Genomic DNA, 22,163 nt, shown 5'->3' with positions numbered 1-22,163 from the left:
TCCTGATCCCCAAGGAGAGTCTGATGCCGTTCATGGATATCGCCGCCGGCGAGATCTCGTCGATCCAGCCGGTCGAGGCCAACAACAAGAACGTGGTGCTGCTCATTAGCCAGCGCAATGCTTCGCGCCCGCTGGTGGTGAAGTCCGAGGACGGCGCCGGGCGCAACAACGTCGGCGCCATGCTGGAGTTCCATGCCACCGCCTTCTCCAGGTTGCGTGGCCTGCCCTTCGAAACCGCCAAGCTCTCACTGAAGGAAATCGACGAACTCAAGCGCTGCGACCCGGCCAAGGTCAAAGCCAACCCGCCGCTCACGCAGACGCAATGGTTGCAGAAGCTCGACGACCTGCTCCATACCGCTGACCGAAAGGTCAAGACCGCCATCAAGGTTAGCTTCGTGGAGGAGCTGGCCAACCTGCACGGTATCGGCAAGGATCTGGAGCAGAAGAAGCTACTCGGCGACGCGTTGGTGCGCGGCAATACCGACGTGCCCTTCGGTCTTGGCGAGATACTGGCGGTCGACTTCTTCATCGGCAACGGAGACCGCTTTCGCGAAGTGAACTCCGGTGAAAAGTATCCGCGCGGCTCGATCCTCGGCGACCAGAACATCTTCTTCCAGATCAAGTACGGGAAGTTCACGGCCGTAGGCCTGGATACCTACGACGGCGCCGGCCCCTGGTCCGACCTGAACCGCACCATCGAGGACCTGGAGGCCACCAACAAGAACTTAGGCGTCGAGTACGCTCTCTGGCCCGGCCGCATCCTTGCCCCGGGCGCGCGGCGCGAGCGCGACGAGGTCGCGACCGCGCTGGTCGACTCGCTGATCGAACTTTGCTTCGGCAATGGGGTCGGGTTCTCGGCTTCGATGCGCAAGAAGCTGATCGAGGCCTGCCACCGCGGCATCTCGTCGGGCAAGGAAATGCTGCGGGGAAAATACAAACTGGGCGACAACGTGCAGTCGCTCACGGAGGGCATCCGCTCGCGCTGGCTGATCATCCGCGGAAAGTGAGTCCGCGCCGGCGCGAGATTGATCGTGGTCGAGTCGTTGGAGGCGCGCGTCTTCCTGCCCGAGTGGTTCGGAGAAAAAGTCCGGCTGGAGCCGCTGCCGGACGGTGGGCTAGTCGCCCACTGGACGACGTAGTTGCTGCAACCATTGATGAATTAAAGTCGATTCAAGGAGGATGAAGGGCAATTCCAGCCATCGGTAGTGTTCGACAAACGACAGAGACTCGACGCAGATCAACCCTCCAGTCGCGACCGACGTGACGCCCCAACCCGGCAAACCGACTCACGCATACCGCGCGAGAAACATATCCGCCGCCGCTTCCGCGATGCGCTTCTGCTCCTTGGCATCGAGCGGCACTTGCCCCATCGCCACTTGCGGCCAGAAGGCAAAAGCCTTCACGAGCCCCTGCAACTGCAGTGCCGCGAAGACGGGGTCATCGGTCTTGATGCGGCCGTCCGCGGCGGCCGCCCGGACCCACGCCGTCAGATCTTCCTCGCGTTCCCCCATGCGAGCGACCATCTCGCGTGCGCGCTCAGGTGAATGGATGCCAGCCGCGATCGCCACCCGGGCAAGCGACAAAAAGGACTCGTCGTGAAGCAGCCGCAGCTTGCGCTCCAGCAGATCGAGCAACTGCGCGCGCAACGGTTGGTCAGCACGATAAGAGGGTGCATCGCCGTCATGGCTCGCGTCCCACAGCTGATGGAGAATCGCCGCGAAAAGCGCTTCCTTGCTCGGGAAATGGTTATAGACCGTGCGCTTCGAGACGTTCGCGCGGGCGGCGATGCGGTCCATGCTGGTTGCGTCATATCCGGCCGCGAGGAATTCCTCGATCGCGGCAGCGACGATCGCGACGCGCTTTCGGTCAGTCAGACGTTGGGGGCGGGCACAGGACTCCATCCAACGATTTTACACTGGCCAGTTTACTTTTCTTGAAAATAAACTACACTGCCGAGTGTAAATTTTCTTCGGAAGGTCAACTTCATGACGTCGCTTCCCGCCTTTGTCCGCCGAATGCTCGGCGTGAACGCCGCACAGCGCAGCCGCGCGAGGTTCAGCCTGTCGCCGCAGCATGACGGCGAGCGCTTTCGCAACGTCAAGCCGCGTCCGGCGGAAAGCCTGCGCAAAACGCTCGGCCTCGCGTGGACGGTGCTGTTCAACAAGCCGCGCGGCACCGTGCCGGCCGACGCGTTGCCGGTCGAAACGCTGACGCGCGCGCAACTCGACGCGGCGCCCGACCGCAGCCTGTACCGGCTCGGTCATTCGACGATGCTGCTGAAGTTGCGCGGCAAGTTCTGGCTGACCGATCCCGTGTTCGCCGAGCGGGCGTCTCCGTTCCGCAATCTCGGTCCGAAGCGCTTTCATGCGCCGCCGATCTCGCTCGACGATTTGCCGCCGCTGCGCGGCGTGATCCTGTCGCACGACCACTACGACCATCTCGACCGCGAAACCGTGCTGATACTGGCGCAGCGTACCGAGGTGTTTTTGACGCCGCTTGGGGTCGGCGACCGGCTCATCGAATGGGGTATCGACGCGGCAAAGGTTCGGCAGTTCGACTGGTGGCAGGGCACGGAGGTCGAGGGCATCGAGTTCACCGCGACGCCCGCGCAGCACTTCTCCGGGCGCAGCCTGTTCGACGGCAACCGGACGTTGTGGGCGTCGTGGGTGATCGTCGATCACGATTTGCGCGTGTTTTTCAGCGGCGACACCGGTTACTTCGAGGGTTTCAGCGCGATCGGCGAGCGCCTCGGACCATTCGACGTCACGTTGATCGAGACCGGCGCGTACGACGCGATGTGGCCATACGTCCATATGCAGCCTGAAGAAACCGTGCAGGCGCATATCGACCTGCGCGGCCGCTGGCTCGTGCCGATCCATAACGGCACCTTCGACCTCGCGATGCATCGCTGGCAGGAGCCGTTCGAAAGGGTGACGGGGCTGGCGCTCGCGCGAGGCGTCGCGCTGTCGACACCGCGCATGGGCGAGCGGCTCGATCTGACTGCGGTGCATCGCGGCGAGCGCTGGTGGCGCGATGTTGCGCAAACCGCTGCCGTGCCGAAGGCTTCGTGGCGGATGTGCGCGTCGCGCGGGGTCCAGGAGGGGGAGTCGTCCTGAGGTCGTTGGCACCGCCACGTCTTAGCGGCGGACGAGAGCGCCCGAGCGGACTGTTTCTCGGCGGCGCGCTGGTGCGGCGCGCGCACGTTGCCGTTCCCGCCGAAGCGCTCGCGACCTCGAAGTACGCTCCGTCGGAACTGTCCGCCGCGGCGTGATACGCAACCGTCGATCTGCGGGTTAATTCTTCAGGTCGGCGAGAATGCGTTCCGCGAGAAAATCGCACACAGGCCGTTTCGAAGCGGCACTTCGCGCCAGCACGACTTCAAGTGTGCCGATTTCCGGCAGGCCATTCGCGGTTCCCAGCAGCGAGAAGTGAGCCGGTACCGCGCACTTGGCCAAAGGAGTCACCGCGAGTCCGGCCTCGGCCATCGTCAGCAGACCCAGCAGACTCGGACTTTCATACGAGGTTCGATACGTGATGCGCGCGCGCTCCAGGCTCCGGATGGCTTTCTCCCGCGCGACGCTGCCGGGCAAAAACACGGCGATGGGCAAGGGCCTTTCACGCCAGATCTCGGTCGCGCCTGGCGCGGCGGCCCAGACCATCGGTTCGTGACGCAGGAACTCGCCGTGCAATCCTTTCACGCGCGTCGCGCAGACGAGATCGACCGTGCCGTCTTTCAACATGGGCTCGAGAGCGACGCTTGGCAGGCCCACTACCTGAATCTCCACCTTCGGATAGGTCGCCGAGAATTTCTTGAGGATCGGCGGGAACAGTGACGTCGCATAGTCGTCAGGCACGCCGATCACCACGCGTCCGGTCACGTCGGGCCGTACCACCGCTGCCCACGCTTCGTCGCGCAGGGCGATCATCCGCCGCGCGTAGGTCAACAGCATTTCGCCGTCCTGCGTCGGCACCACGCTGCGAGGCTTGCGCACGAAAAGCGCCTTGCCGAGCGCCGTCTCGAGCGTCTTGATCTGCATGCTCACCGCCGATTGCGAACGATGCACGACCTGCGCCGCGCGACTGATCGTGCCGGCGTCCGCGACCGCGATGATCATGGACAGCACGTCCAGATCGAGCGCTTTCATTTCCGTTGCCATGATGGTTGATATCAGAAAAGTAGATCGATTCCATCAATATTATGCGATTTTCTTTTGCGAGCACACCCTCGATAGTGGCGCCAAAGGAGCCCTATGATGAATGCACGTACCAGCCCATCGATTCTGGCCTCGGCCTTTGGCGCGTCCGCGCCATCGTTTGTGACCACCGCATCGAGTCTTGCGATACCGTATGTCGAGTCCGGGCGCGGCGAGCCGATGGTGTTCGTGCACGGCTCGCTTTGCGATTATCGCTATTGGGACGCCCAGATGGCCTCCCTGTCGGGCCGGTTTCGCTGCTTCGCGCCGAGCTTGAGCCATTACTGGCCCGAGATCGATGCATTTGGACACAGCGACTTCAGTTGGGAGGCGCACGTCGAGGAAATTGCCGGATTCATCACGGCGCTCGACCTTGCTCCCGTTCATCTGGTCGGTCACTCGCGGGGTGGGTGCGTGGCTTTCCATCTCGCGCGCGAATTTCCGCGCCTCGTGAAAACGCTGACGCTAGCCGATCCCGGCGGCCCGCTGCAAACCGAACCGAGGGGGCAGCCTGCGTTCATGCCGCCAGCGACCAACGTGTTGCGCGCACGGGTCGCGGAACTGATCGAGCGGGGCGAGTTCGACGCCGGCTTGTCAATGTTCGTCGACTCGGTGAGCATGCCGGGGTTCTGGAACAAAAGCCCGGAGAGCTTTCGTCGCATGGCGCTCGACAACGCGCTCACGCTGCCAAAGCAGTTGCTCGATCCGCTTCCCGCCTATACGCCGGAAGCCGCGCGCGATATCAAGTGCCGTACGTTGTTGATCGACGGCCAGAAAAGTCCCCGTATGTTCCGCAATACGGTCGACAAGCTCGAACGGTGGATCGAGTTTGCCGAACGCGAAACGATCGACGGTGCGTCGCATGGGATGAATGTCGCGAGACCGGATGCGTTCAACAGGGCGGTTGCGACTTTCGCGGCGTAGCCCGGTTGACGGGAGAGTGCTTCGGCGTGCACGCTGGTTTTCCCGGCCAGCAAGGTATCGATCTTGTGATCCTGGACCAGCAACTCGGCCGCCGTACTCGAATGAACGACCGAGCCGCGCTCGAGCACCACGGCGTTGTGCGTGATGCCCAGCGCCTTGCGCGCGTTCTGCTCGACCAGAATCACTGAGAGGCCTTCGCGGATGATCTCCGAGACAAGTCCTGCACGATAATCGGCGCGAGGCCCTCGAGCGGTTCGTCGAGCAGCAGCACCTTGGGATTGAGCATCAGCGCGCGGCCGATGGCCAACATCTGTTGCTCGCCGCCGGAGAGCTGGTTGCCCATATTGGCGCGGCGCTCCTGCAGGCGCGGGAACATCCGATAGATGCGAACCAGATCCCACGGACCGGACACGGCGATCGCCGTCAGGTTCTCTTCGACCGTCAGCGACTTGAAGATATTGCGTTCCTGCGGCACCCAGCCGATGCCGGCCAGCGCGCGCTGGCACGGTCGTAGTCCGCGCTTTGCTTCACGAGCCGCGCGCCCACTTCGGGACGCGCCAGCGATTTCGACGGCTCCAGCCGAAGCGCGCTGCCTCTTCATTGGGCGGCCAGAGGCAGCCGGACACAGTTCTTGCTGGCGTATTCATCGATTCATCAATTCGGCGGGGCCAGGCGCAAAGCCGGCACGCATAGCGGACCCGCGAGCGCCGTCGTGCCAGCGGGCGACTCGGGCGCAGCGTCGAGCGAACCCGCGGTCACGACGACGCCCGATGCCACGCAACCGGGCCCTCGACCACAAGGAGGACTTTCAATGAAAGACATCGATCTGAACCAGCGCGTCGAAGAAATCGAACTGGCTCTTTCCACGCTATTCGAGTCGCCGAAGGCGCCCGCGATCAGCAGCTACGACGACGGCCGGACGTTCTTCATCCAGGCCTCCTGGGTCGTCGAGTCACATGGCGACACGACGCTGGATGCGCGATGCGTGCTCACACTCCACTTTTCGGATTCGCAGATTCAGCGTTACGCGCAGATGGACACGGCACAACGTATCCTCGTGCGCGAACGCCTCTGCCAAATGGTCCGCGATCGACTCCGAGCGGAAGGCGGTGAGTTGCCCTTGCGGGGAGAGTGCGCCGAAGAGTTGCATGTGGAGGATCGGCTGCTGGATGTCGACGATCAGCTCTGATCCATCGCGGACGGCGTACGTCCGCGGCCTGGCGATTGGCTGTCCGAGCCGGCGGCCGCCTGCCAATCGAGTTGCGCCCGAATCTCCACGATGTAGCGAGGTCGAAAAGTGAACAGGCCCTAGCACGATTCTTCGCTCGGGACCGGGGGCGGGAGCGACTCGAGCAACTTCACGAGCCTTGCCTGCTGCTGCGGAGTCAGTCCTTGAGTAGCGCTCACCTGCTGAACACGCGCGCGCCAGTAGGTCCGGCTGAACAACGAATCCGCGCCATCGGAGGACAGGATCCGTTCGAGATGGGAAATCGCATCTCCAGCGGTCAGGGGTGTATAGGGGCTCTCCCTGTCCGGGGGCCTTTTCTTGATTGTTGTTTTCATCCACTTCTCTCAGGTGGTGACCGGCTGGGTCCGGTCGTATTCGTCCGGCTTCAATTGGCCGGTTCGTGCCAAACAACCCATGCGGGGCGCGCGCCCGCCAGCTACCTGGCGGGCCAGGTAGCATGAAGCGCGCGGGGTCGCGTGGCGACGCGACCCATTGCTAGCGGCACGGCCCCGGTGTTCAGCAAAGCTCCGCGGCGGCCACCCAAGGCATCGTCTCGAACTGCCTGAGAACGGTGTGCAGCGATCCGGAGAGCCTGTCGGCAAACGCGATCGTCATGTCTTCGACGTCACGTTTACGGTTGCTCGTGATCCGTACCTCCTCGATGGCATCTGCGACCGGCATCAATACCTGCCACACTGCGGCGACCCGCATGCAGCCGCGCCTCGCACGAACCGTAATCTGATGGCCTGTGGCCTTTAGTTGTCCGGTGGTTTCCGGTGTCATTCTTCAGCCCTCTCGATGTATCTGATTTGTTATTGGCACGGACGATGCACCTACATTCGCCCGCGCGGTTGATGCCACCACTCACGATGATCCAGATGTCGTAGCAGTCGTGCCCGTCTGCGCTCACGGCGATAGTGATCAATCACCATCAGCATTGCGATGCTGAGGGCCGAGCCGCCAATGATCAGGCCCATCCAGGTCTCACTCATGACACGTTCCTCTCATGGAAGCACAGGGGTGTTGCGTGAATGGTTCACGCCGCTTCGTCCGATGTTCCGGGGCGTACCGGCGCGGTGTGTCGCGTTACTGCATGTGCTGGCCGCCGTTGATCGCGATATTGGAGCCGGTCACGAAGCCGGCATCGTCCGAGCAGAGATAGAGCACGAGCGCCGCGACTTCCTCGGGCTTGCCGAGACGGCCCATCGGGATATGCGGCAGGACCTTCGTATCGAGGATCTCCTGCGGAATCGCGGTGACCATCCTGGTGGCCAGGTAGCCCGGCGAAATCGTGTTGACGGTGACCCCTTTGCGCGCCACTTCCAGTGCTAGCGACTTGGTGAAGCCGTGCATGCCGGCCTTGGCCGCGGCGTAGTTGGTCTGGCCGACCGAGCCTTTTGAACCGTTGACGGACGAAATATTGACGATGCGCCCCCAGCCTCGTGCGACCATCTCTTCGCACAGCGGCTTGGTCATGTTGAAGACCGAATCGAGGTTCGTGCGAATGACCGCATCCCAGTTCACCTTGTCCATCTTCCTGAGAGTCATGTCCTGGGTGATCCCCGCGTTGTTGACCAGGATGTCGACCGGGCCGACCTCCGCCCGAATCTTGTCCGCGCAACGCTGGCATGAGTCGTAGTCGGCCACATCGACCGGGTAAGCGCGGAAGCTCCGGCCCTGAGTTTCCATGTCAGCCAGCCATTTGTCCGCACCGGTGTTGTTCGGCGAGTGCGTGACTACCACCGCATACCCTGCGTCGTGCAGTTTCGTACTGATCGCTTCTCCCAGGCCGCCCATGCCGCCCGTTACTACTACGATTCGTTTCGTCATCCTTTCCATCCGTGATCGTAATGTCTGCGAGGATCGTGAATACCCAATGGCCGTCTCGCATACCCGCCATCGCTTTGCCACAATGCGCTGCCGCCTCCAGCGTCGAGGGAGGAACGGCTGCGGCATTGATTGAACTGCGCGGGTTTTTATAGGCTTGTGGTATTGCGCGAATGGAGCCGGGTGCGTCAGCTCGCGGCGATATGCCGCGCCGGCGCACTGCTCAATGATTCCAGATGCCCCGAATGGTGTTTCTCGCCTGCCGGTTCAGGGCGGCGAGTTTCTGTGCCCTTCAAACGCTTCGCTGGCGAGCGAAAGAAAAATCGACGCATTCGTTCGGCAGAATTTCAGCAAAACTTCGGACGAAAGGTCTCTCATTGCTTCTCCCTGGATTGATTTCGAATCCGCTTGCCCCGGAGACGACATGCGCAATGAATGTGCTGAATGTCGGTCGGAGAGGATTCCGGAGCAAAAGTGTTATAAGTAAGACTAAATAAACACCGCAAAACCAGTTCGGCCCGGATCGCACTTCTGATCGTCGGTATTCGACAGTCGAATGACGACACGTGTCCATAATTGGGTCGTGGCCGATCGGTTGGCCATAACCCTCGTCAGTCCGGCCGTGCCGCTGACCGGATGCTTCGCCCTGTAGTTCAACTGTCATGAAATGACATAACAATCGATTTTAGAAGGTTCATTCTAACTTCAAATTGTTAAATTTTTGAGAAGAAGGGCTAGGTAAATACCCCTATTTCGAAAGGTCGGCTGTCAGAGGAGATAGTCGAGCTAAGTCGACGTTTGAACGTCCGAACGAAGGACGCGAATGGCCAGCGATGCTGAGTGCGCTCTCCGATTGCTTCGCAGAGCAATGTCACGAAAATGGCCGAAAATGACAGGACACTGCAGTGAGCACCACCGGATGCATCATTGCATGTTATGCAAGAAAATGACAATTCAACCGACCCTGTCAGACACTCCTGCCTGGGCCCGGCCGGCTCGCTGCACGAGGGGGCGGCTGCCCCAGGCAGCGTCGCTCGTCCGCGGCGCGTGCTGTAGAGAATGGCGAACGCTGCGGCGCGGCACGCATAGCGAATGAGTGTCGGCGGCGGTGAACGGGACCGGGTTTCGAAGGGCAACGCAGGCGCACATAGAACACCGTTCGCACGCGAGCGTAAGATGGAAGCGATTGATCGATGAGTTTCAAGGGGGCGCCATGAAGGCGGTGTGCCCGCTGCACGGGCCAACGACCATCGTCGGCACGAACGCGTATGGGTTTCCGATCTATGCGTGTTGCCGCGACGACGTTCCTTATGTCACGCCGCCGGACGCCTGTACGCGTGAACCGGCGCAACGCGGACAAGAATCGAAACCGCCACCGCGGCAGCCTCAGGCAAACAAGGAACCACGCTGACGTTCGCGGGCAACGTCATACCCGCAGCGAAACCTTATCGGCTCCAGTTGCAGTCGATCAACGCATCGACGAGGCGCCAGTCCTGCCAGTCGCAAAAATCGAGCATCAGCGTGCCGCACGGTTCCGGACGAGCCGCGAGTCGCTCCGCAAGTTGCTCGTGAATGCCGCGATGCCGTGTATCGCCACACGCCACGACGACCGGCGCCGCCGCCATCCCCGTGCCGCTGCAAAAGTTGATGACCCACCGCTCGCCGCACAGAGCGGGGGCGAGGTTCAACAGTGAATCGATGGCGCGCCATTTGTAAGCGATCGATCTCGGCACCGGCACGCGAAACTCGTCCTGAATGGTGAATGGCGCCGGCACGACGTCGATATCGAACGTCGCATTGTCGGGCCAGATTGTCAGGTCGATGCCGAGCGGCTCTTCACTCGCGAAGCGCCGCAGTAGCACGATGCTCCCGCGTACCGCCTCCAGCCGCGGCCGCCCGGAAGCAAGCCGCCAGCGCACATCCGCATGTCTTTCCACATACCATTCGAAGGTCGCGGCAAACGCGCGGGCGCAGTCGCGCGCGGGCCATTCGTCCTTGACGGACATGACGATACATTCGCCGCGGTGAAGCGCGAGAAACTGAGTGCATGTCCGCACCACATCGTCGAAAGTCAGACCCAGCGAGATGCCGCCATGATGAATCGCGAAGCGATCATGCTCATGGCGGCAGCGGATGTCGAGGACCCGCACGCCATGGTGCAACTGATCGTCGAGCGTGGCATGCTGCGTGCGCGCGAGCCGGTCATCGACCGTGTAGGCGCGGGTTGGTCCATTGAACCGCCGCACCAACCCCGCAAAGCGATGCGGCCACAATGCTTCGGATCACGAATGAGCGAGAGGACGAAGGCGCTAATCTCGCGGTCCATAGCCATCGCTCTCACCATGGACAAACCGCGTCCGGCGGCGCGGGCGGCAAAATTTTTCCGCTCTGCACCATGAAATCCGTAGGGACCCGGTCATCGTTTGTACCGATTGAGCGCTGCGAGGCCCGTGAATATTGTTGTGTGCGCATTCTTCAAATGCCGCGATGTGGCGGGCAAGTGTTGCTCAACGATCCTTTCGAATCGGAGATGCATGATGTCCAGGAACAATGTGTGGCGAAACCTTCATTGCGTCGTCGCGACGGGGATGGCAGCGGCGGGGCTAGGTCTGGCGGCAGGCGCCCATGCGGCGGCAGAGCCGATCAAGATCGGCGTGATCAGCGAAGAATCCTCCGTGGCGGGCGCTTCGATCAGCAAGGCGGCGCAACTCGCCGCGGACCAGATCAACGCCAGCGGTGGCGTCGATGGCCGGCCCATCCAGATCGTCGCGTACGACGACCATTCATCGGCTTCGGACGGCGTGCGCGCCTTCCAGCGCGCGGCGACTCAGGACAAGGTAGTCGCTGTGATCGGCAGCTACATCAGCGAAGTGGCGCTCGCGATGGAGCCGTGGTCGGCACGCCTGAAGATGCCCTTCATCACTCCCGGCGCGGCTAGCAACGACATTTCGAAGCACGTTCACGACGACTACGACCACTACAAGTACACGTTCCACGGCTGGATGACGTCGGCGTTCATCGCACAGTCCATCTGCGACTTCTCACACGACGTTCTGGTCGGCCAGTTCAAGATGAAAACGACGGTCGTCATGAGCGAGGACGCGGCGTGGACCAAGCCGCTCGACGAACGCTACCTCGAATGCCTGCCCAAAGCGGGACTTCAGGTGCTCGATCACATCCGCTTCAATCCTGACACTTCCGATTTCACGCCGATCTTCAACCAGATCGAGGCGAAGCACCCCGATACGATCACCACCGGCATCAGCCACGTTGGCGTGCAGCCGACCGTGCAATGGCACGACCAGCAGGTGCCGATCCCGATGTCGGGCCAAAGCTCGCAGGCCACGACCACGAGCTTCTGGAAGGACACGAACGGCGCGACGGAAGGCGTGATCACGGCCTCGGCCGCGGCGCCGGGCGTGGCGATCACGCCGAAAACGGTACCTTTTACGGATGAGTATCAGAAGAAGTTCGGCGTTTCTCCGGCGTATTGCGGCTTCACGAGCTACGACCTCGTCTACATCCTCGCGGACGCGATCAAGCGCAACAAGGGCTCGACCGATCCGGACCAGATGGTCGACGCACTCGAGAAAACCGACTACGTGGGGACGATCGGACGCTGGCAGTTCTACGGCAAGAGCGATCAGTTCACGCACGCGCTGAAGTACGGGCCCGGCTATATCACGGGCATCGACCTGCAATGGCAAAACGGCAAGCAGGTTGCGATCTGGCCCAAGTCGATTGCCAACGGCGTGGTCAAATTCCCGACCTTCATGAAGGTGCAGCAGGCAAGCGCGAACTAGCAGCGCGACGATCGCGACTGTCCGGATCCGCGCGTAGCGAAGGCCCGGACAGCGCACGCATCGACACCTTAACCAACATGAAAGGCCGGGCATGTTGCTACTGCAGATTCTCGTCGACGGCTTTGCAATCAGTTCCCTCTACGCGCTGGGCGCGATCGGTTTCACGTTGATCTTCGGCGTCTCCGGCATCTTGAATCTCGCGCACGGCGGCGTGATGCTGGTCGCGGCGCTGATGGGCTGGATGCTCGCGGGCGAGGCGGGACTTGGCACCTATCTCGGCACGCTGCTCGGCGTGTTGGCGGGTCTCGTGACGGCCTTCGTCACCTACCTGATGGTGGTGCGGCCCATTCAACGCTCGGCCGCGATTCCCGGCGAAGAGAAGGAAATCTTCGTGCTCACCGGCACGCTGCTGTGGGGCATCATGATCCAGCAGGGCATGGCGTGGCTCTTCACCGACAACCCGGTGACGATGCGCCCGCTGATCAGCGGTGTGGCGATGGTCGGCAGCGTGCGCGTGCCGTTCAACGAAATCATGATCGCGGTGGTCTGCTGGGCCGTGATCGGCATGTTGTGGCTGTTCGTGAACCGCACGCGCGCGGGCAAGGCGCTGCTCGCGGCTTCGATGAACCCTCGTGGTCTCACGCTGCTCGGTTTCGAACTCTCCCGAATCTATCTTCTCGCGTGGAGCATCTATGGGTTGCTGGCCGGTATCGCGGGCGTGCTGCTCGCTTCGTTCCTCGGCGTGAGCACCAACAATGCGGGGCAGCTCACGGCCAGCGCATTCTCCATTGTGGTGCTGGGCGGGCTCGGCAGCGTGTCCGGTTCGCTGATGGCCGCGTATGTCGTCGGTTATCTGGAAACCATTACGGCCTATCTGATCGCGCCGACCCTGCGGCCGCTGCCCGCGTTGCTGCTGCTGGTGCTCGTGGTGTATGTAAGACCCCAGGGCTTCCTGGGACGCCGCTAACAGTGCGAATGGAGCGTACCCCCATGTCCGTTCTTCTCCGTTCGCGTGGCGCATGGATCGCCGTTGCGCTCGTCGCGATGGCGGCGACGTTGCCGTGGTGGCTTTCGGGCTACATCCTCGGCGTGCTCACGGTTGCGTATTACTTCGGCGTGTTCGCCATGTCGTGGGACCTGTTGTTCGGCTTTGCCGGCGAGGTCAACTTCGGGCCGACGTTCCTGATCGGACTCGGCGCCTATTCGGCCGCGATCCTCGACGCCAGATGGGGTCTGCCCATACCCGTTTGCGTGCTCGCTGGCGGCGGCGTCGCGCTGGTGGGCGGCCTGCTGCTGGCGGTGCCCGCGCTGCGGTTGCGCGGTCCTTACTTCGGGCTGGTTACGCTCGTGGCCGTGCTGCTGCTGCAGAACGCCATCGTGATCTTTGCGGGCATAACTGGCGGCGAGATCGGCATGATGGTGCCGGACGTGATGTCGGTCGATGCGAGCCATAACTACTGGATCGCGCTCGCGTTCCTGATCGTTTGCGCCGTCCTGCTGTTCGGCCTGTCGCGTTCGGCAGTCGGTCTGATCCTGCAGGCAAGCGGCCAGGACGCGACCGGCGCGCAGGCGCTGGGTTTCAATGTCACGCGACACAAGCTCGTGGCCTTTTGCATCAGCGCCGTTTTCTCCGGCGTGGCCGGCGCGATGCTGGTGTTCTACCAGGGCACGGCCTCCGTGAGCACGGTGGTGGATCTCAGCGTGGGAGTACAGATCATCATCGCGGCCGTGCTCGGCGGACGCCGCACGATACTCGGCGCGGTGCTCGGCTCGATCTTCCTGATCGTCGCCGGCGAGTTTCTGCGCCCGCTCGGCCAGCTCAACACATTCGTCGTCGCGGCGGTCGCGCTCGCGGCGCTGCTGTTCTTTCCAGACGGTCTGCTCGGCAATCTGCTGCGTGCGAGGGAGCGCCAATGAACGACACGCCGCTGCTCTCCGTACGCGGACTGACCAAGCGCTTCGGCGGTCTCGTCGCCGTGAAGGATATCGGCTTCGACATCCGGCCCGGCGAGATTCTGGGCCTGATCGGACCAAACGGCTCGGGCAAGTCCACCGTCATGAAGCTGATCATGGGCATCGAGCGGCCCAACGCGGGGTCGGTCAAGGTGAACGGCGTGGAGATGGCCGGCTGGGCGCCGCACCGGATCGCGCGCGCGGGCGTGGGCATCGTGTTTCAGCATTCGCGGCCGCTCCATCGGCAGACGGTGCTGGAACACATCAAGCTCGCGCTGCTTCCTGATTCGCTCGTCAAGCTGGCCGCCGAACCGCACGTGCACCAGCGCGCGCAGGAAATTGCCTCGCGTGTGGGTCTTGCCGCCGTCATGCATCGGCATCCCGCGACACTGCCATTTGCGGATCTGCGCCGCATGGAGATGGCCAAAGCGATTGCGCGCGACCCGCAGGTCGTGCTGGTGGACGAGCCGTTCGCGGGACTGACGGTGGCGGAATCGGAGGCGTTTTCCGAGCTGATTCGCGGTTTTCGCGCCGAAGGCCGCGCGGTGCTGCTGGTCGATCACAACGTCAAAAGTCTGTCCGCACTCGCCGACCGCGTGCTCGCGATGTACCTTGGCGAGCATGTCGCCGAGGGCACCGCCGAACAAGTGATGCAGAACGAGACGGTGCGCCGGGTCTATCTGGGCAGCAAGCTGGAGTTGCGCCAGCGCACCGCAGCCGCGGGCATTGCCAGGCCCACGATCCTCGAGGTGACCGGTGTGCGTGTGCTTTACGACAAGGCGTGCGCACTCGACGACGTCAGTCTGCAGGTGCGCGAGGGCGAGTTCGTATCGGTTGTCGGTCTGAACGGCGCGGGCAAGACGACGCTTTTCAACGCGCTCTCGGGCCTCGTGCCGTACAAGGGGACGATTCGCTTCGACGGGCGCGATCTGCGCGGCAGCAGCGGTGCCGCGATCTCGCGCGCCGGCCTCGTGCAATGCCCGGAAACGCGCGAGCTATTCGGCGACATGACAGTACGCGAGAATCTCGAACTCGGCGGATATCATCTCGCCGATACGGTGCGCGTCAAACAGCTGTCGTGGCTGTTCGATCTCTTTCCGATCCTCAAATCGCGCCAGGGCCAAACCGCGCGCACGCTTTCCGGCGGCGAGCAGCAAATGCTCGCGATCGCGCGCGCGCTGATGACCCAGCCGAAGCTGCTGATTCTCGACGAACCGACACTGGGGCTCGCGCCCGTGATTCTCGAGCAATTGTCGAAAGCGCTGGATTCGCTGCAAAAGTCCACGCCCATTACCGTACTGCTGGGCGAGCAGAACGTCAGGTTTGCGCTGCCGCATGCGGACCGTGTCTACGTGCTCGAACATGCACGCATCATCTGGGAGGGCAGCGCTTCGCGCTTCGAGGCTGAGATGGGGCGCGGCTTTCTCGAGGCGGCGCCTACCGGTGAGCCCGACGCCACGACCTCCGGCGACGCGCGCAGCTAAGGCCAGCAGCGGCAGGCGAGCCCATAGCGCGGCATCAGGACAGGGACGCAAAGCGAAATCGACCCGCCGCCCTCGTCAACAGACCGGTCTGCTCGGTCAGCGACGCGGCCGCCGCGGCTGCCTGCTCGACCAGCGCGGCATTTTGCTGCGACATCTGGTCCATCTGCGTAATCGCCCGATTGACTTCCTCGATGCCATCGCTCTGTTCGGCCGAGGCCGTCGCGATGTCGCTCATGATCGACGTGACGCGGCTGACGGCCGTCTGTACTTCGCCCATGGTCTCACCGGCCCGACCGACCAGGCGCGAACCGTCCGCGACGCGGGCCGTCGAGGCGTCGATAAGCTCCTTGATTTCCTTCGCCGCTGTCGCTGAGCGCTGGGCGAGATTGCGCACCTCGCCAGCGACGACGGCAAAGCCACGTCCTTCCTCTCCGGCGCGAGCAGCCTCGACAGCCGCATTCAACGCAAGGATGTTGGTTTGAAAGGCGATGCCTTCGATCACGCCAATGATCTCGCCCATCCTCTTCGCACCGTCGTGAATGTCGCTCATCGCGGCGATGACCTGACGCACCACGTCCGCACCCGCACCGGCCGTCGACTTCGTCGCGTCGGCCAGCTCGCGCGCCTCACGCGCGTGCGCGGCGTTCTCCGTGACGGCATTGGTGAGTTGCTCCATGCTCGCCGCCGTTTCCTCGATGGACGCCGCCTGCGTCTCAGTGCGCGCCGACAGGTCCGCGTTGCCGGCCGAGATCTGCTGGGTCGCGGATGCGATCGACTCGCTGCCGCGCGCGATCTGTTCGATCATCGTGCCGATGTCCTTCTGCATCTGCCCGACGCTTCTGACGAGGCGACCCATTTCGTCATCACTGTCGAAGCGCAATTGCTGCGACATGTCACCCTGAGCGAGTCGCTCGACATGGCGCACCGTCATATCGATCGGGCGCGCGATGGCGCGAAGCAGCGTGAAACCGCAGGTGACGCAGGTCAGAAGACCGACGGCGATCGCGATTCCGGTAATTGTCACGAGGGTGTCATACCGGTCCTGTGCCGTCTTGTAACGCACATTGCCCTGCTCGTTGCGAAACTTGTCCAGAGCCGCGGCTTTCTGCGTGAGAGCCGCCGACAGCGGTGGCATCACGACCATCGCATCGTGGTCGGCGGCTTCATGGTCGCCACGGCTCAGCGCGTCCATCATCGGCTCGAGTGCGCCATGCAGCATCGCTTCCCGGGCGTCGGCCACGGCCTTCGACAAGGCCGCCTCGGCCTCGGAAACGGGCAGTGCGCGGTACTCTTTCCAGGCCTTGTCGGAGACCGCAAGATAGTTGCGCGCCTTATCGATGAGCGCGGCTCTGTCCGCTGCTTCCGGGTGCAGCAGCACGCGGTCGAGCGTGGTACGCACTATCGTCAGGTTCAGGTTGGACCTGCCGAGCGCGGTTGCGGCAGCCACGTCGTTGGTGTACGCCTGCGCAACGGCATGGTTTGAACCACGCATGCCGGCGATCCCCAGCACGCCGGTCACCATCAGCAGGAACCCGAGCAAGGTGAGTGTGGCGAGAAGTCGGAACTTGATGGTCAGTTTCATGCTGAATTCGGTGGAGTGAGATATCTCTGCATTAACGGCACCGACCCGGAAAAGTCCAGTTCTAGCGATGATTCGGCGAGCCGTCGAGAACCGCGGCGGCTTCGGTCGTCGGTGCCGGCGGGATCGCCGGTTGCGCGACAGGACCAGGTGTGTGGAAGTGAGGCGTATTGTCGCGATCCAGCACCGCGCGCGCCAGCTTCCTGTCGAGTTGCCCCTCCCAGCGAGCGACGACGACGGTGGCAACGCCATTGCCGATCAGGTTCGTGACTGCACGCGCCTCGTTGAGAAAGCGGTCCACGCCGAGCAGCAGCACGAGGCCTTCCACGGGAATCTTGTGCATCGAGGCGAGCGTCGCGGCCAGTGCGACGAATCCCGCCCCGGCCACACCCGCAGAGCCCTTCGACGTGAGCAGCAGTACGCCGAGCACGAGCAACTGGTCCCAGATGCTCAGGTGGACGTTCATCGCCTGGGCGATGAACAAGGCCGCCATCGTCAGATAAATCGCCGTTCCATCGGCGTTGAACGTGTAGCCGGTGGGCAAGACCATGCCGACCACTGGGCGAGCGCAGCCCATCGCCTCCATCTTGATCAGCATCTGCGGCAACACCGCTTCCGTCGACGCCGTGCCGAGCGTAATCAGAATCTCGTCCCTGATGTAGCGGAGAAACTTCCACAGCGATAGCCCGCACATTTTCATGACGAGGCCGAGCACGACGAACACGAAGAAGAACGAAGTCAGATACAGACAAAGCATCAACTCGCCGAACGATGCCAAGGTGCCGATGCCGTATTTGCCGATGGTGAAGGCCATGCCCCCGAACGCGCCGATCGGAGCAACGTACATGACGATTCGCACGACGCCGAACATTCCTTGAAGGAACATGTCGAGCATGTCGACGAATGGCGCGGCACGAGGGCCGAGCTTTGCCAGCGAGATGGCGAGCAGGACTGAAAAGAAAATGATGGGAAGCATCTCGCCTTTGGCGAATGCCCCGACGATGCTATTCGGAACGATGCTCATGAAGAACTCGAGCATGCCGTGTTGCTGCGCCGCGTGCGTGTAGGTCGAAATCGCAGCGGCATCGATCTGCGAGGGATCGATGTTCATTCCGCTGCCGGGTTTGATGACATTGACGACCACCATTCCCGCTATGAGCGCAATGGTCGACGCCAGTTCGAAATACAGGAGGGCTTTCACGCCAACCCGGCCCGCTTGATGAAGGTCGTTCATGCGCGCAATCCCGACCACGACCGATGCAAAGATGATCGGTGCAAGCAGCATCCGGATCAGCTTGATGAACAGGTCGCCCAGCGGTTTCATCTGCGAGGCGAGCTCGGGGTAGAAGTGGCCGAGCAGGACACCGGCCACGATCCCGATGAGGACCTGAACGTACAGCTTGGAAAGTGCTCTTCTTACTTTCGATACTGGCATGTCTGTCTCCTGTGCACGGCGTCTTCAAAGGGAAAATGCGGCCCTCCCACGCAGCAGCGTGGAAAGGCCGCATTGAGCCGGCTTCGTTCCGTCTTTGTATGAACCATTCAACCGGGAATGTTGGTCGGTGCCGTTGCGCGCGCGCGTTATTCAGCCAACTTGCGCATCTCGGCGATGAGGTCGGATTTGCCTTCGAAGCCGATGCCGGGCAGCTCCGGCATCGTGATATATCCGTTCTCGACGCGAACGCCGTCGGGGAAGCCGCCGTATGGCTGGAACAGGTCCGGGTACGATTCGTTGCCGCCAAGTCCGAGGCCCGCCGCGATGTTCAGCGACATCTGGTGCCCGCCGTGGGGAATGCAACGGCTGCGCGACCAGCCATGCTGATGCAGCATGTCGAGCGTTCGCAGATATTCAACGAGGCCGTAGCTCAACGCGCAATCGAATTGCAGCCAGTCGCGATCGGGGCGCATGCCGCCGTAGCGGATCAGGTTGCGAGCATCCTGCATCGAGAACAGGTTTTCGCCAGTTGCCATCGGCTTGTCATAGTAGTTGCGCAGCGTCGCCTGCAACTCGAAGTCGAGCGGGTCGCCCGCCTCTTCGTACCAGAACAGGTCGTACTGCGACAGGGCCTTCGCATACCTGATCGCCGTATCGAGGTCGAAGCGGCCATTGGCATCGACCGCGAGCTTCTGGCCGTCCTGCAGCACGCTGAGGATCGAGTCGATGCGTCGCAGGTCTTCGTCGAGCGAGGCACCGCCGATTTTCTTCTTCACGACCGTGTAGCCCCGGTCAATGTAGCTGCGCATCTCATCCTTGAGCTTTTCGTGGTCCTGGCCCGGATAGTAGTAGCCGCCCGCCGCGTAGACGAAGATCTTGCGGTTGGCCTCGCCATTGCCATACCGTTGCGCGAGGAGCTGAAACAGCGGTTTGCCCGCGATTTTCGCCACCGCGTCCCAGACGGCCATGTCGATCGTGCCGATGGCGACGGACCGCTCACCGTGGCCACCGGGCTTCTCGTTGATGAACATCGTCGCCCAGATCTTGTGGGGATCGAGGTTGTCGCCGGAGTCGTCGACCAGCGAGGCAGGGGCGGCCTCGAGCAGGCGCGGAATGAAGCGCTCGCGCATCAGCTTGCCCTGGCCGTAACGGCCGTTCGAGTTGAAGCCGTAGCCGATCACCGGCTTGCCGTCGCGAATGACGTCCGTGACGACCGCGACGAGACTCAAGGTCATTTTGCTGAAGTCGATGTAGGCGTTCCGGATCGGGGAACTGATCGGAACGGTTTTTTCGCGGATTTCAACGATTCTCACGCCACTGTCTCCAGAGATTTGAACAGTTATTGAGCCACCCCGGCTTCAATGTGTTGCATAGCTTAGCCGCGAAAGAGCTTGCTAGAATTCACTTACGTTCACTACATATTTCACCAAAAGTGAGTACTGCTCCCGCATCCGACTTTGAGTTCTTCATTCTCCTGGCGAAACTCAGGAGCATGTCCGGCGCCGCCCGGGCGCTCGATCTGAGTCCGCCAGCGGCGACGAAGCGGCTGGGGATCATCGAGCAGCGGCTCGGCGCGCGTCTGGTCAACCGGACCACGCGCAGCGTCAGCCTGACACCCGAGGGCGAGACCTATCTGCGCTATGCGTCCCAGATCGTCGGGCAGGTCCGCGAGATGGAGGAGGCCATATCCGGCGCCAGACGCGATCCGCATGGGCCGTTGCGCATCAACGCGACGCTCGGTTTTGGCAGGACGACCATCGCGCCGCTCGTCTCCGACTTCGCAAAGCGTTTTCCGAATGTCGAAGTTCAGTTCGAGGTGACAGACCGGCCGGTCGATCTCGTCGAAGGGGCGTTCGACATGGCGATACGGTTCGGCGAGCTACCCGACAGTCGTCTGAGCGCGAGGCGCATCATGAGCAATCGCCGCTTTCTTTGCGCGTCCCCGAAATATCTGGAACGTTTTGGAACGCCCGAGCGGGTGGAGGACCTGCACCAGCATCGCTGCATCATTCATCGGCAGAACGATGACGCTTATGGCGTGTGGCGCTACATCGTGAACGACCACATCGAGGCGATCAAGGTGAAAGGCGCGCTATCGAGCAATGACGGCGACATTGCCCTTCGGTGGGCGCTCGACGGTCATGGGATTCTGATTCGCTCTGAATGGGATCTGGCCAAGTATGTACAGAGCGGGCGCCTTAAGCGGGTGCTGCCGAATACCGTGCTGCCGTCCGCGGACCTGTTCGTCTATTACCCCAGGCAGCGCAATCAGACCGCGCGGGCGCGCGCCTTCATCGACTTCCTCGTCGATCATTTTCACGCACCGTTCACACCGGTCGACGCCACCGTCGAAGTTCCGGAAAGGAAGAAGAGAGTCTCGCGAAAGTGACGTTCATGTCGCGAGGACAGCGCTCGTGAAAAACCGCCGCGATGATCGTTCCCTTTCGGGGCGGACCGCTCGGATCGTAGTGGAGGTCTAGCGCATCACCGCCGGTTGTTTCCAACGGCTCGATCTTTGCAGTCAACCTAGTTCGAACGAACTCACCCCGAACACGCGTTGCACGGGAATGGCCGGCGGGGCGCGAGTGTACATTCGCGCCGTTTCGAACGCGCTAACCATGCCGTAGCGTTCAGCGAGCGCTACGGCGGCCGCGTTGACCTCCGGCACGTCGAACGCGATGACTTCGCCTGCGACGCTCGCGACCAGTCCGTCGAACAGATCGTTGGCGATCCGTGCGTCGTCGGCAAAGAGCGGACCGATCTTGTAGCCGGTCCCGCAACGGCGCAGCACGCCGTACCCCCTTATCTGAGTGTTGCGCACATCCGCCAGAGCCAGCGCCTGTGGTTGCGCGATCCAGTCCGCCAGGAAGCGGGGACGGGCGGTCGAAAAACATGCGCTGTCGTAGGCAACCAGTTGCGCGAAGGGTACCTCCCGCGCGTTCGTCAGGTTTGGCGTCGACGCCGCTTGCACGACGCCCTGGAAGCGGATGTTGCGATAGGCGGGCTGGAAGCCGGATTTTTTATAGTTCTGCTGCTGGGCAACGACACCATCGAGGCCGATCGTACGATCTCCCAGATAGCGCATCGCGTGCTGCCAGGTGCGCAGACCGAAACCCCTGGCGCGAAACGCCGGCTTGACGATGTAGAGGCCAATGAAACCGAAGCGCTCATCGTAGGCGACTGCCGAGATACATGCCACCGGCTCCCCGCGCCAGGTACCGACGAAAAAGCCATTGGGGTCTGCATTCCAGAAGCACCTCGCGTCGTCGAGGCCCGGATTCCACCCCTCTGCCGCAGCCCATTCGACCGCCAGATCGACCTCGCGGAACGCCATGTTGCGCACAAGGAAATCGTCACGATCATCCATGATCAGATGCATCAACGTGATTGGCTACAACGTCTACGCAGGTGTGAAGACGACAGCGCCCTGCTCGGCAACTTGCGCGAAGGTCCGAGCGAAGCGGTAGGCCTGTCCTTCAATGACCAATTGGTTGAATCCTGACCGCGTGGTCTCCAGAAGCGCGTGGACCAGCTTGTTCGGAATGGCCGCGCAGCTTATCCAGTCCGCGTCTGGCTCGCCAGGATCACCAAGGTAGACTTCGCAATTTTCGCCTTGAGAGAGCACAAAAATCAGGCTCTTTCCTTTGTCTAGCGAAAGCTCCAGGTACTCTGAAAGCGTAGATACCGCCTCGGTCGCTACATCGAGCGGGTCGCGAGAGGAAGAGTTCATAAGTGGC

The 22,163-nt window shown here is 62.3% G+C and carries 22 protein-coding genes and 1 pseudogene; 10 read left to right on the top strand and 13 right to left on the bottom strand.

The genetic code is table 11. From position 1 onward, the window contains the following. Positions 1-23: 23 nt before the first annotated feature. A complete protein-coding gene (locus F6X39_RS03840; RefSeq protein WP_187615621.1) occupies positions 24-1,007 on the top strand; it encodes a hypothetical protein in 984 nt (327 codons plus the stop codon). A gap of 279 nt (positions 1,008-1,286) precedes the next feature. Here the strand turns inward: F6X39_RS03840 and F6X39_RS03835 are convergent, their stop codons facing one another. Beyond that, a complete protein-coding gene (locus F6X39_RS03835) occupies positions 1,287-1,901 on the bottom strand; it encodes a TetR/AcrR family transcriptional regulator (RefSeq protein ID WP_187615620.1) in 615 nt (204 codons plus the stop codon). A gap of 84 nt (positions 1,902-1,985) precedes the next feature. Between F6X39_RS03835 and F6X39_RS03830 the strand changes: the two genes are divergently transcribed. Next, positions 1,986-3,116 carry an MBL fold metallo-hydrolase gene (locus tag F6X39_RS03830; RefSeq protein ID WP_187615619.1) on the top strand — a complete coding sequence of 377 codons (1,131 nt, stop codon included), beginning with the start codon at positions 1,986-1,988 and terminating at the stop codon, positions 3,114-3,116. A 177-nt stretch (positions 3,117-3,293) separates the two neighbouring features. Here F6X39_RS03830 and F6X39_RS03825 read toward each other — a convergent pair whose 3' ends face one another. After that, positions 3,294-4,145 carry a LysR substrate-binding domain-containing protein gene (locus F6X39_RS03825; RefSeq protein WP_184069590.1) on the bottom strand — a complete coding sequence of 284 codons (852 nt, stop codon included), beginning with the start codon at positions 4,143-4,145 and terminating at the stop codon, positions 3,294-3,296. A 108-nt stretch (positions 4,146-4,253) separates the two neighbouring features. On the opposite strand from F6X39_RS03825, the gene F6X39_RS03820 reads away from it, so the two are divergent. Continuing rightward, positions 4,254-5,117 carry an alpha/beta fold hydrolase gene (locus F6X39_RS03820; RefSeq protein ID WP_187615618.1) on the top strand — a complete coding sequence of 288 codons (864 nt, stop codon included), beginning with the start codon at positions 4,254-4,256 and terminating at the stop codon, positions 5,115-5,117. A 44-nt stretch (positions 5,118-5,161) separates the two neighbouring features. Here the strand turns inward: F6X39_RS03820 and F6X39_RS03815 are convergent. Next, positions 5,162-5,667 (bottom strand): annotated as a pseudogene (locus tag F6X39_RS03815) (ABC transporter ATP-binding protein); the annotation flags it as partial. Between the two features lie 261 nt (positions 5,668-5,928). Here F6X39_RS03815 and F6X39_RS03810 point away from each other — a divergent pair. Then, complete coding sequence (locus F6X39_RS03810; protein WP_187615617.1) at positions 5,929-6,306, top strand: DUF3022 domain-containing protein; 378 nt, start codon at positions 5,929-5,931, stop codon at positions 6,304-6,306. Between the two features lie 119 nt (positions 6,307-6,425). Here the strand turns inward: F6X39_RS03810 and F6X39_RS36505 are convergent, their stop codons facing one another. From F6X39_RS36505 to F6X39_RS03790, 5 genes are all read right to left on the bottom strand, one after another. Further along, positions 6,426-6,680 carry a hypothetical protein gene (locus tag F6X39_RS36505; protein WP_262413268.1) on the bottom strand — a complete coding sequence of 85 codons (255 nt, stop codon included), beginning with the start codon at positions 6,678-6,680 and terminating at the stop codon, positions 6,426-6,428. A 181-nt stretch (positions 6,681-6,861) separates the two neighbouring features. After that, positions 6,862-7,128 (bottom strand): hypothetical protein, encoded by a 267-nt coding sequence (locus tag F6X39_RS03805; RefSeq protein WP_187615616.1) that lies wholly within the window; start codon positions 7,126-7,128, stop codon positions 6,862-6,864. 50 nt (positions 7,129-7,178) lie between these two features. Beyond that, positions 7,179-7,337, bottom strand: a complete 159-nt coding sequence (locus F6X39_RS03800) for a hypothetical protein (RefSeq protein ID WP_187615615.1) — start codon at positions 7,335-7,337, stop codon at positions 7,179-7,181. A gap of 94 nt (positions 7,338-7,431) precedes the next feature. After that, positions 7,432-8,175 carry an acetoacetyl-CoA reductase gene (phbB, locus tag F6X39_RS03795; RefSeq protein ID WP_184069596.1) on the bottom strand — a complete coding sequence of 248 codons (744 nt, stop codon included), beginning with the start codon at positions 8,173-8,175 and terminating at the stop codon, positions 7,432-7,434. Positions 8,176-9,617: 1,442 nt separating this feature from the next. Next, entirely contained in the window at positions 9,618-10,334 is a 717-nt protein-coding gene (locus F6X39_RS03790) for a phosphatidylinositol-specific phospholipase C domain-containing protein (RefSeq protein WP_316251649.1), read from the bottom strand. Between F6X39_RS03790 and F6X39_RS37305 the strand changes: the two genes are divergently transcribed. The 5 genes from F6X39_RS37305 (at position 10,266) to F6X39_RS03770 (ending at position 15,412) form a co-directional block, all read left to right on the top strand. Beyond that, positions 10,266-10,571: a hypothetical protein gene (locus F6X39_RS37305; RefSeq protein ID WP_316251650.1), complete on the top strand. Its 306-nt coding sequence runs from the start codon at positions 10,266-10,268 to the stop codon at positions 10,569-10,571. The two genes, F6X39_RS03790 and F6X39_RS37305, sit on opposite strands and share 69 nt — an antisense overlap. A gap of 138 nt (positions 10,572-10,709) precedes the next feature. Then, the gene (locus F6X39_RS03785) at positions 10,710-11,975 is read left to right on the top strand and encodes an ABC transporter substrate-binding protein (protein ID WP_187615613.1); all 1,266 of its coding nucleotides are present in this window, start codon (positions 10,710-10,712) and stop codon (positions 11,973-11,975) included. Between the two features lie 91 nt (positions 11,976-12,066). Beyond that, complete coding sequence (locus tag F6X39_RS03780; protein ID WP_187615612.1) at positions 12,067-12,942, top strand: branched-chain amino acid ABC transporter permease; 876 nt, start codon at positions 12,067-12,069, stop codon at positions 12,940-12,942. A gap of 23 nt (positions 12,943-12,965) precedes the next feature. Next, positions 12,966-13,892, top strand: a complete 927-nt coding sequence (locus F6X39_RS03775) for a branched-chain amino acid ABC transporter permease (protein WP_184024032.1) — start codon at positions 12,966-12,968, stop codon at positions 13,890-13,892. Next, complete coding sequence (locus F6X39_RS03770; RefSeq protein WP_187615611.1) at positions 13,889-15,412, top strand: ATP-binding cassette domain-containing protein; 1,524 nt, start codon at positions 13,889-13,891, stop codon at positions 15,410-15,412. Before F6X39_RS03775 ends, F6X39_RS03770 begins: the two co-directional genes overlap by 4 nt. Before the next feature lie 34 nt (positions 15,413-15,446). On the opposite strand, the gene F6X39_RS03765 is transcribed toward F6X39_RS03770, so the two are convergent. The 3 genes from F6X39_RS03765 to F6X39_RS03755 all read right to left on the bottom strand — a co-directional run bounded on the left by F6X39_RS03765 (position 15,447) and on the right by F6X39_RS03755 (position 19,739). Then, complete coding sequence (locus F6X39_RS03765) at positions 15,447-16,994, bottom strand: methyl-accepting chemotaxis protein (RefSeq protein WP_187615610.1); 1,548 nt, start codon at positions 16,992-16,994, stop codon at positions 15,447-15,449. Between the two features lie 61 nt (positions 16,995-17,055). Further along, entirely contained in the window at positions 17,056-18,426 is a 1,371-nt protein-coding gene (locus F6X39_RS03760) for a dicarboxylate/amino acid:cation symporter (protein WP_187615609.1), read from the bottom strand. Between the two features lie 146 nt (positions 18,427-18,572). Then, positions 18,573-19,739 carry a mandelate racemase/muconate lactonizing enzyme family protein gene (locus F6X39_RS03755; RefSeq protein ID WP_090810943.1) on the bottom strand — a complete coding sequence of 389 codons (1,167 nt, stop codon included), beginning with the start codon at positions 19,737-19,739 and terminating at the stop codon, positions 18,573-18,575. Positions 19,740-19,918: 179 nt separating this feature from the next. On the opposite strand from F6X39_RS03755, the gene F6X39_RS03750 reads away from it, so the two are divergent. After that, entirely contained in the window at positions 19,919-20,815 is an 897-nt protein-coding gene (locus F6X39_RS03750; RefSeq protein WP_410449875.1) for a LysR substrate-binding domain-containing protein, read from the top strand. A gap of 132 nt (positions 20,816-20,947) precedes the next feature. On the opposite strand, the gene F6X39_RS03745 is transcribed toward F6X39_RS03750, so the two are convergent. Continuing rightward, positions 20,948-21,793, bottom strand: coding sequence for a GNAT family N-acetyltransferase (locus F6X39_RS03745; RefSeq protein ID WP_187615712.1), 846 nt, complete (start codon positions 21,791-21,793; stop codon positions 20,948-20,950). 33 nt (positions 21,794-21,826) lie between these two features. After that, positions 21,827-22,156 carry a hypothetical protein gene (locus F6X39_RS03740; protein WP_187615608.1) on the bottom strand — a complete coding sequence of 110 codons (330 nt, stop codon included), beginning with the start codon at positions 22,154-22,156 and terminating at the stop codon, positions 21,827-21,829. Positions 22,157-22,163: the final 7 nt, after the last annotated feature.

Origin of the sequence: Paraburkholderia sp. UCT2, from assembly GCF_014397665.1 — a bacterium.
Classification (GTDB): Bacteria; Pseudomonadota; Gammaproteobacteria; order Burkholderiales; family Burkholderiaceae; genus Paraburkholderia; species Paraburkholderia tuberum.
This window is presented reverse-complemented; position numbering and strand designations above follow the sequence as displayed.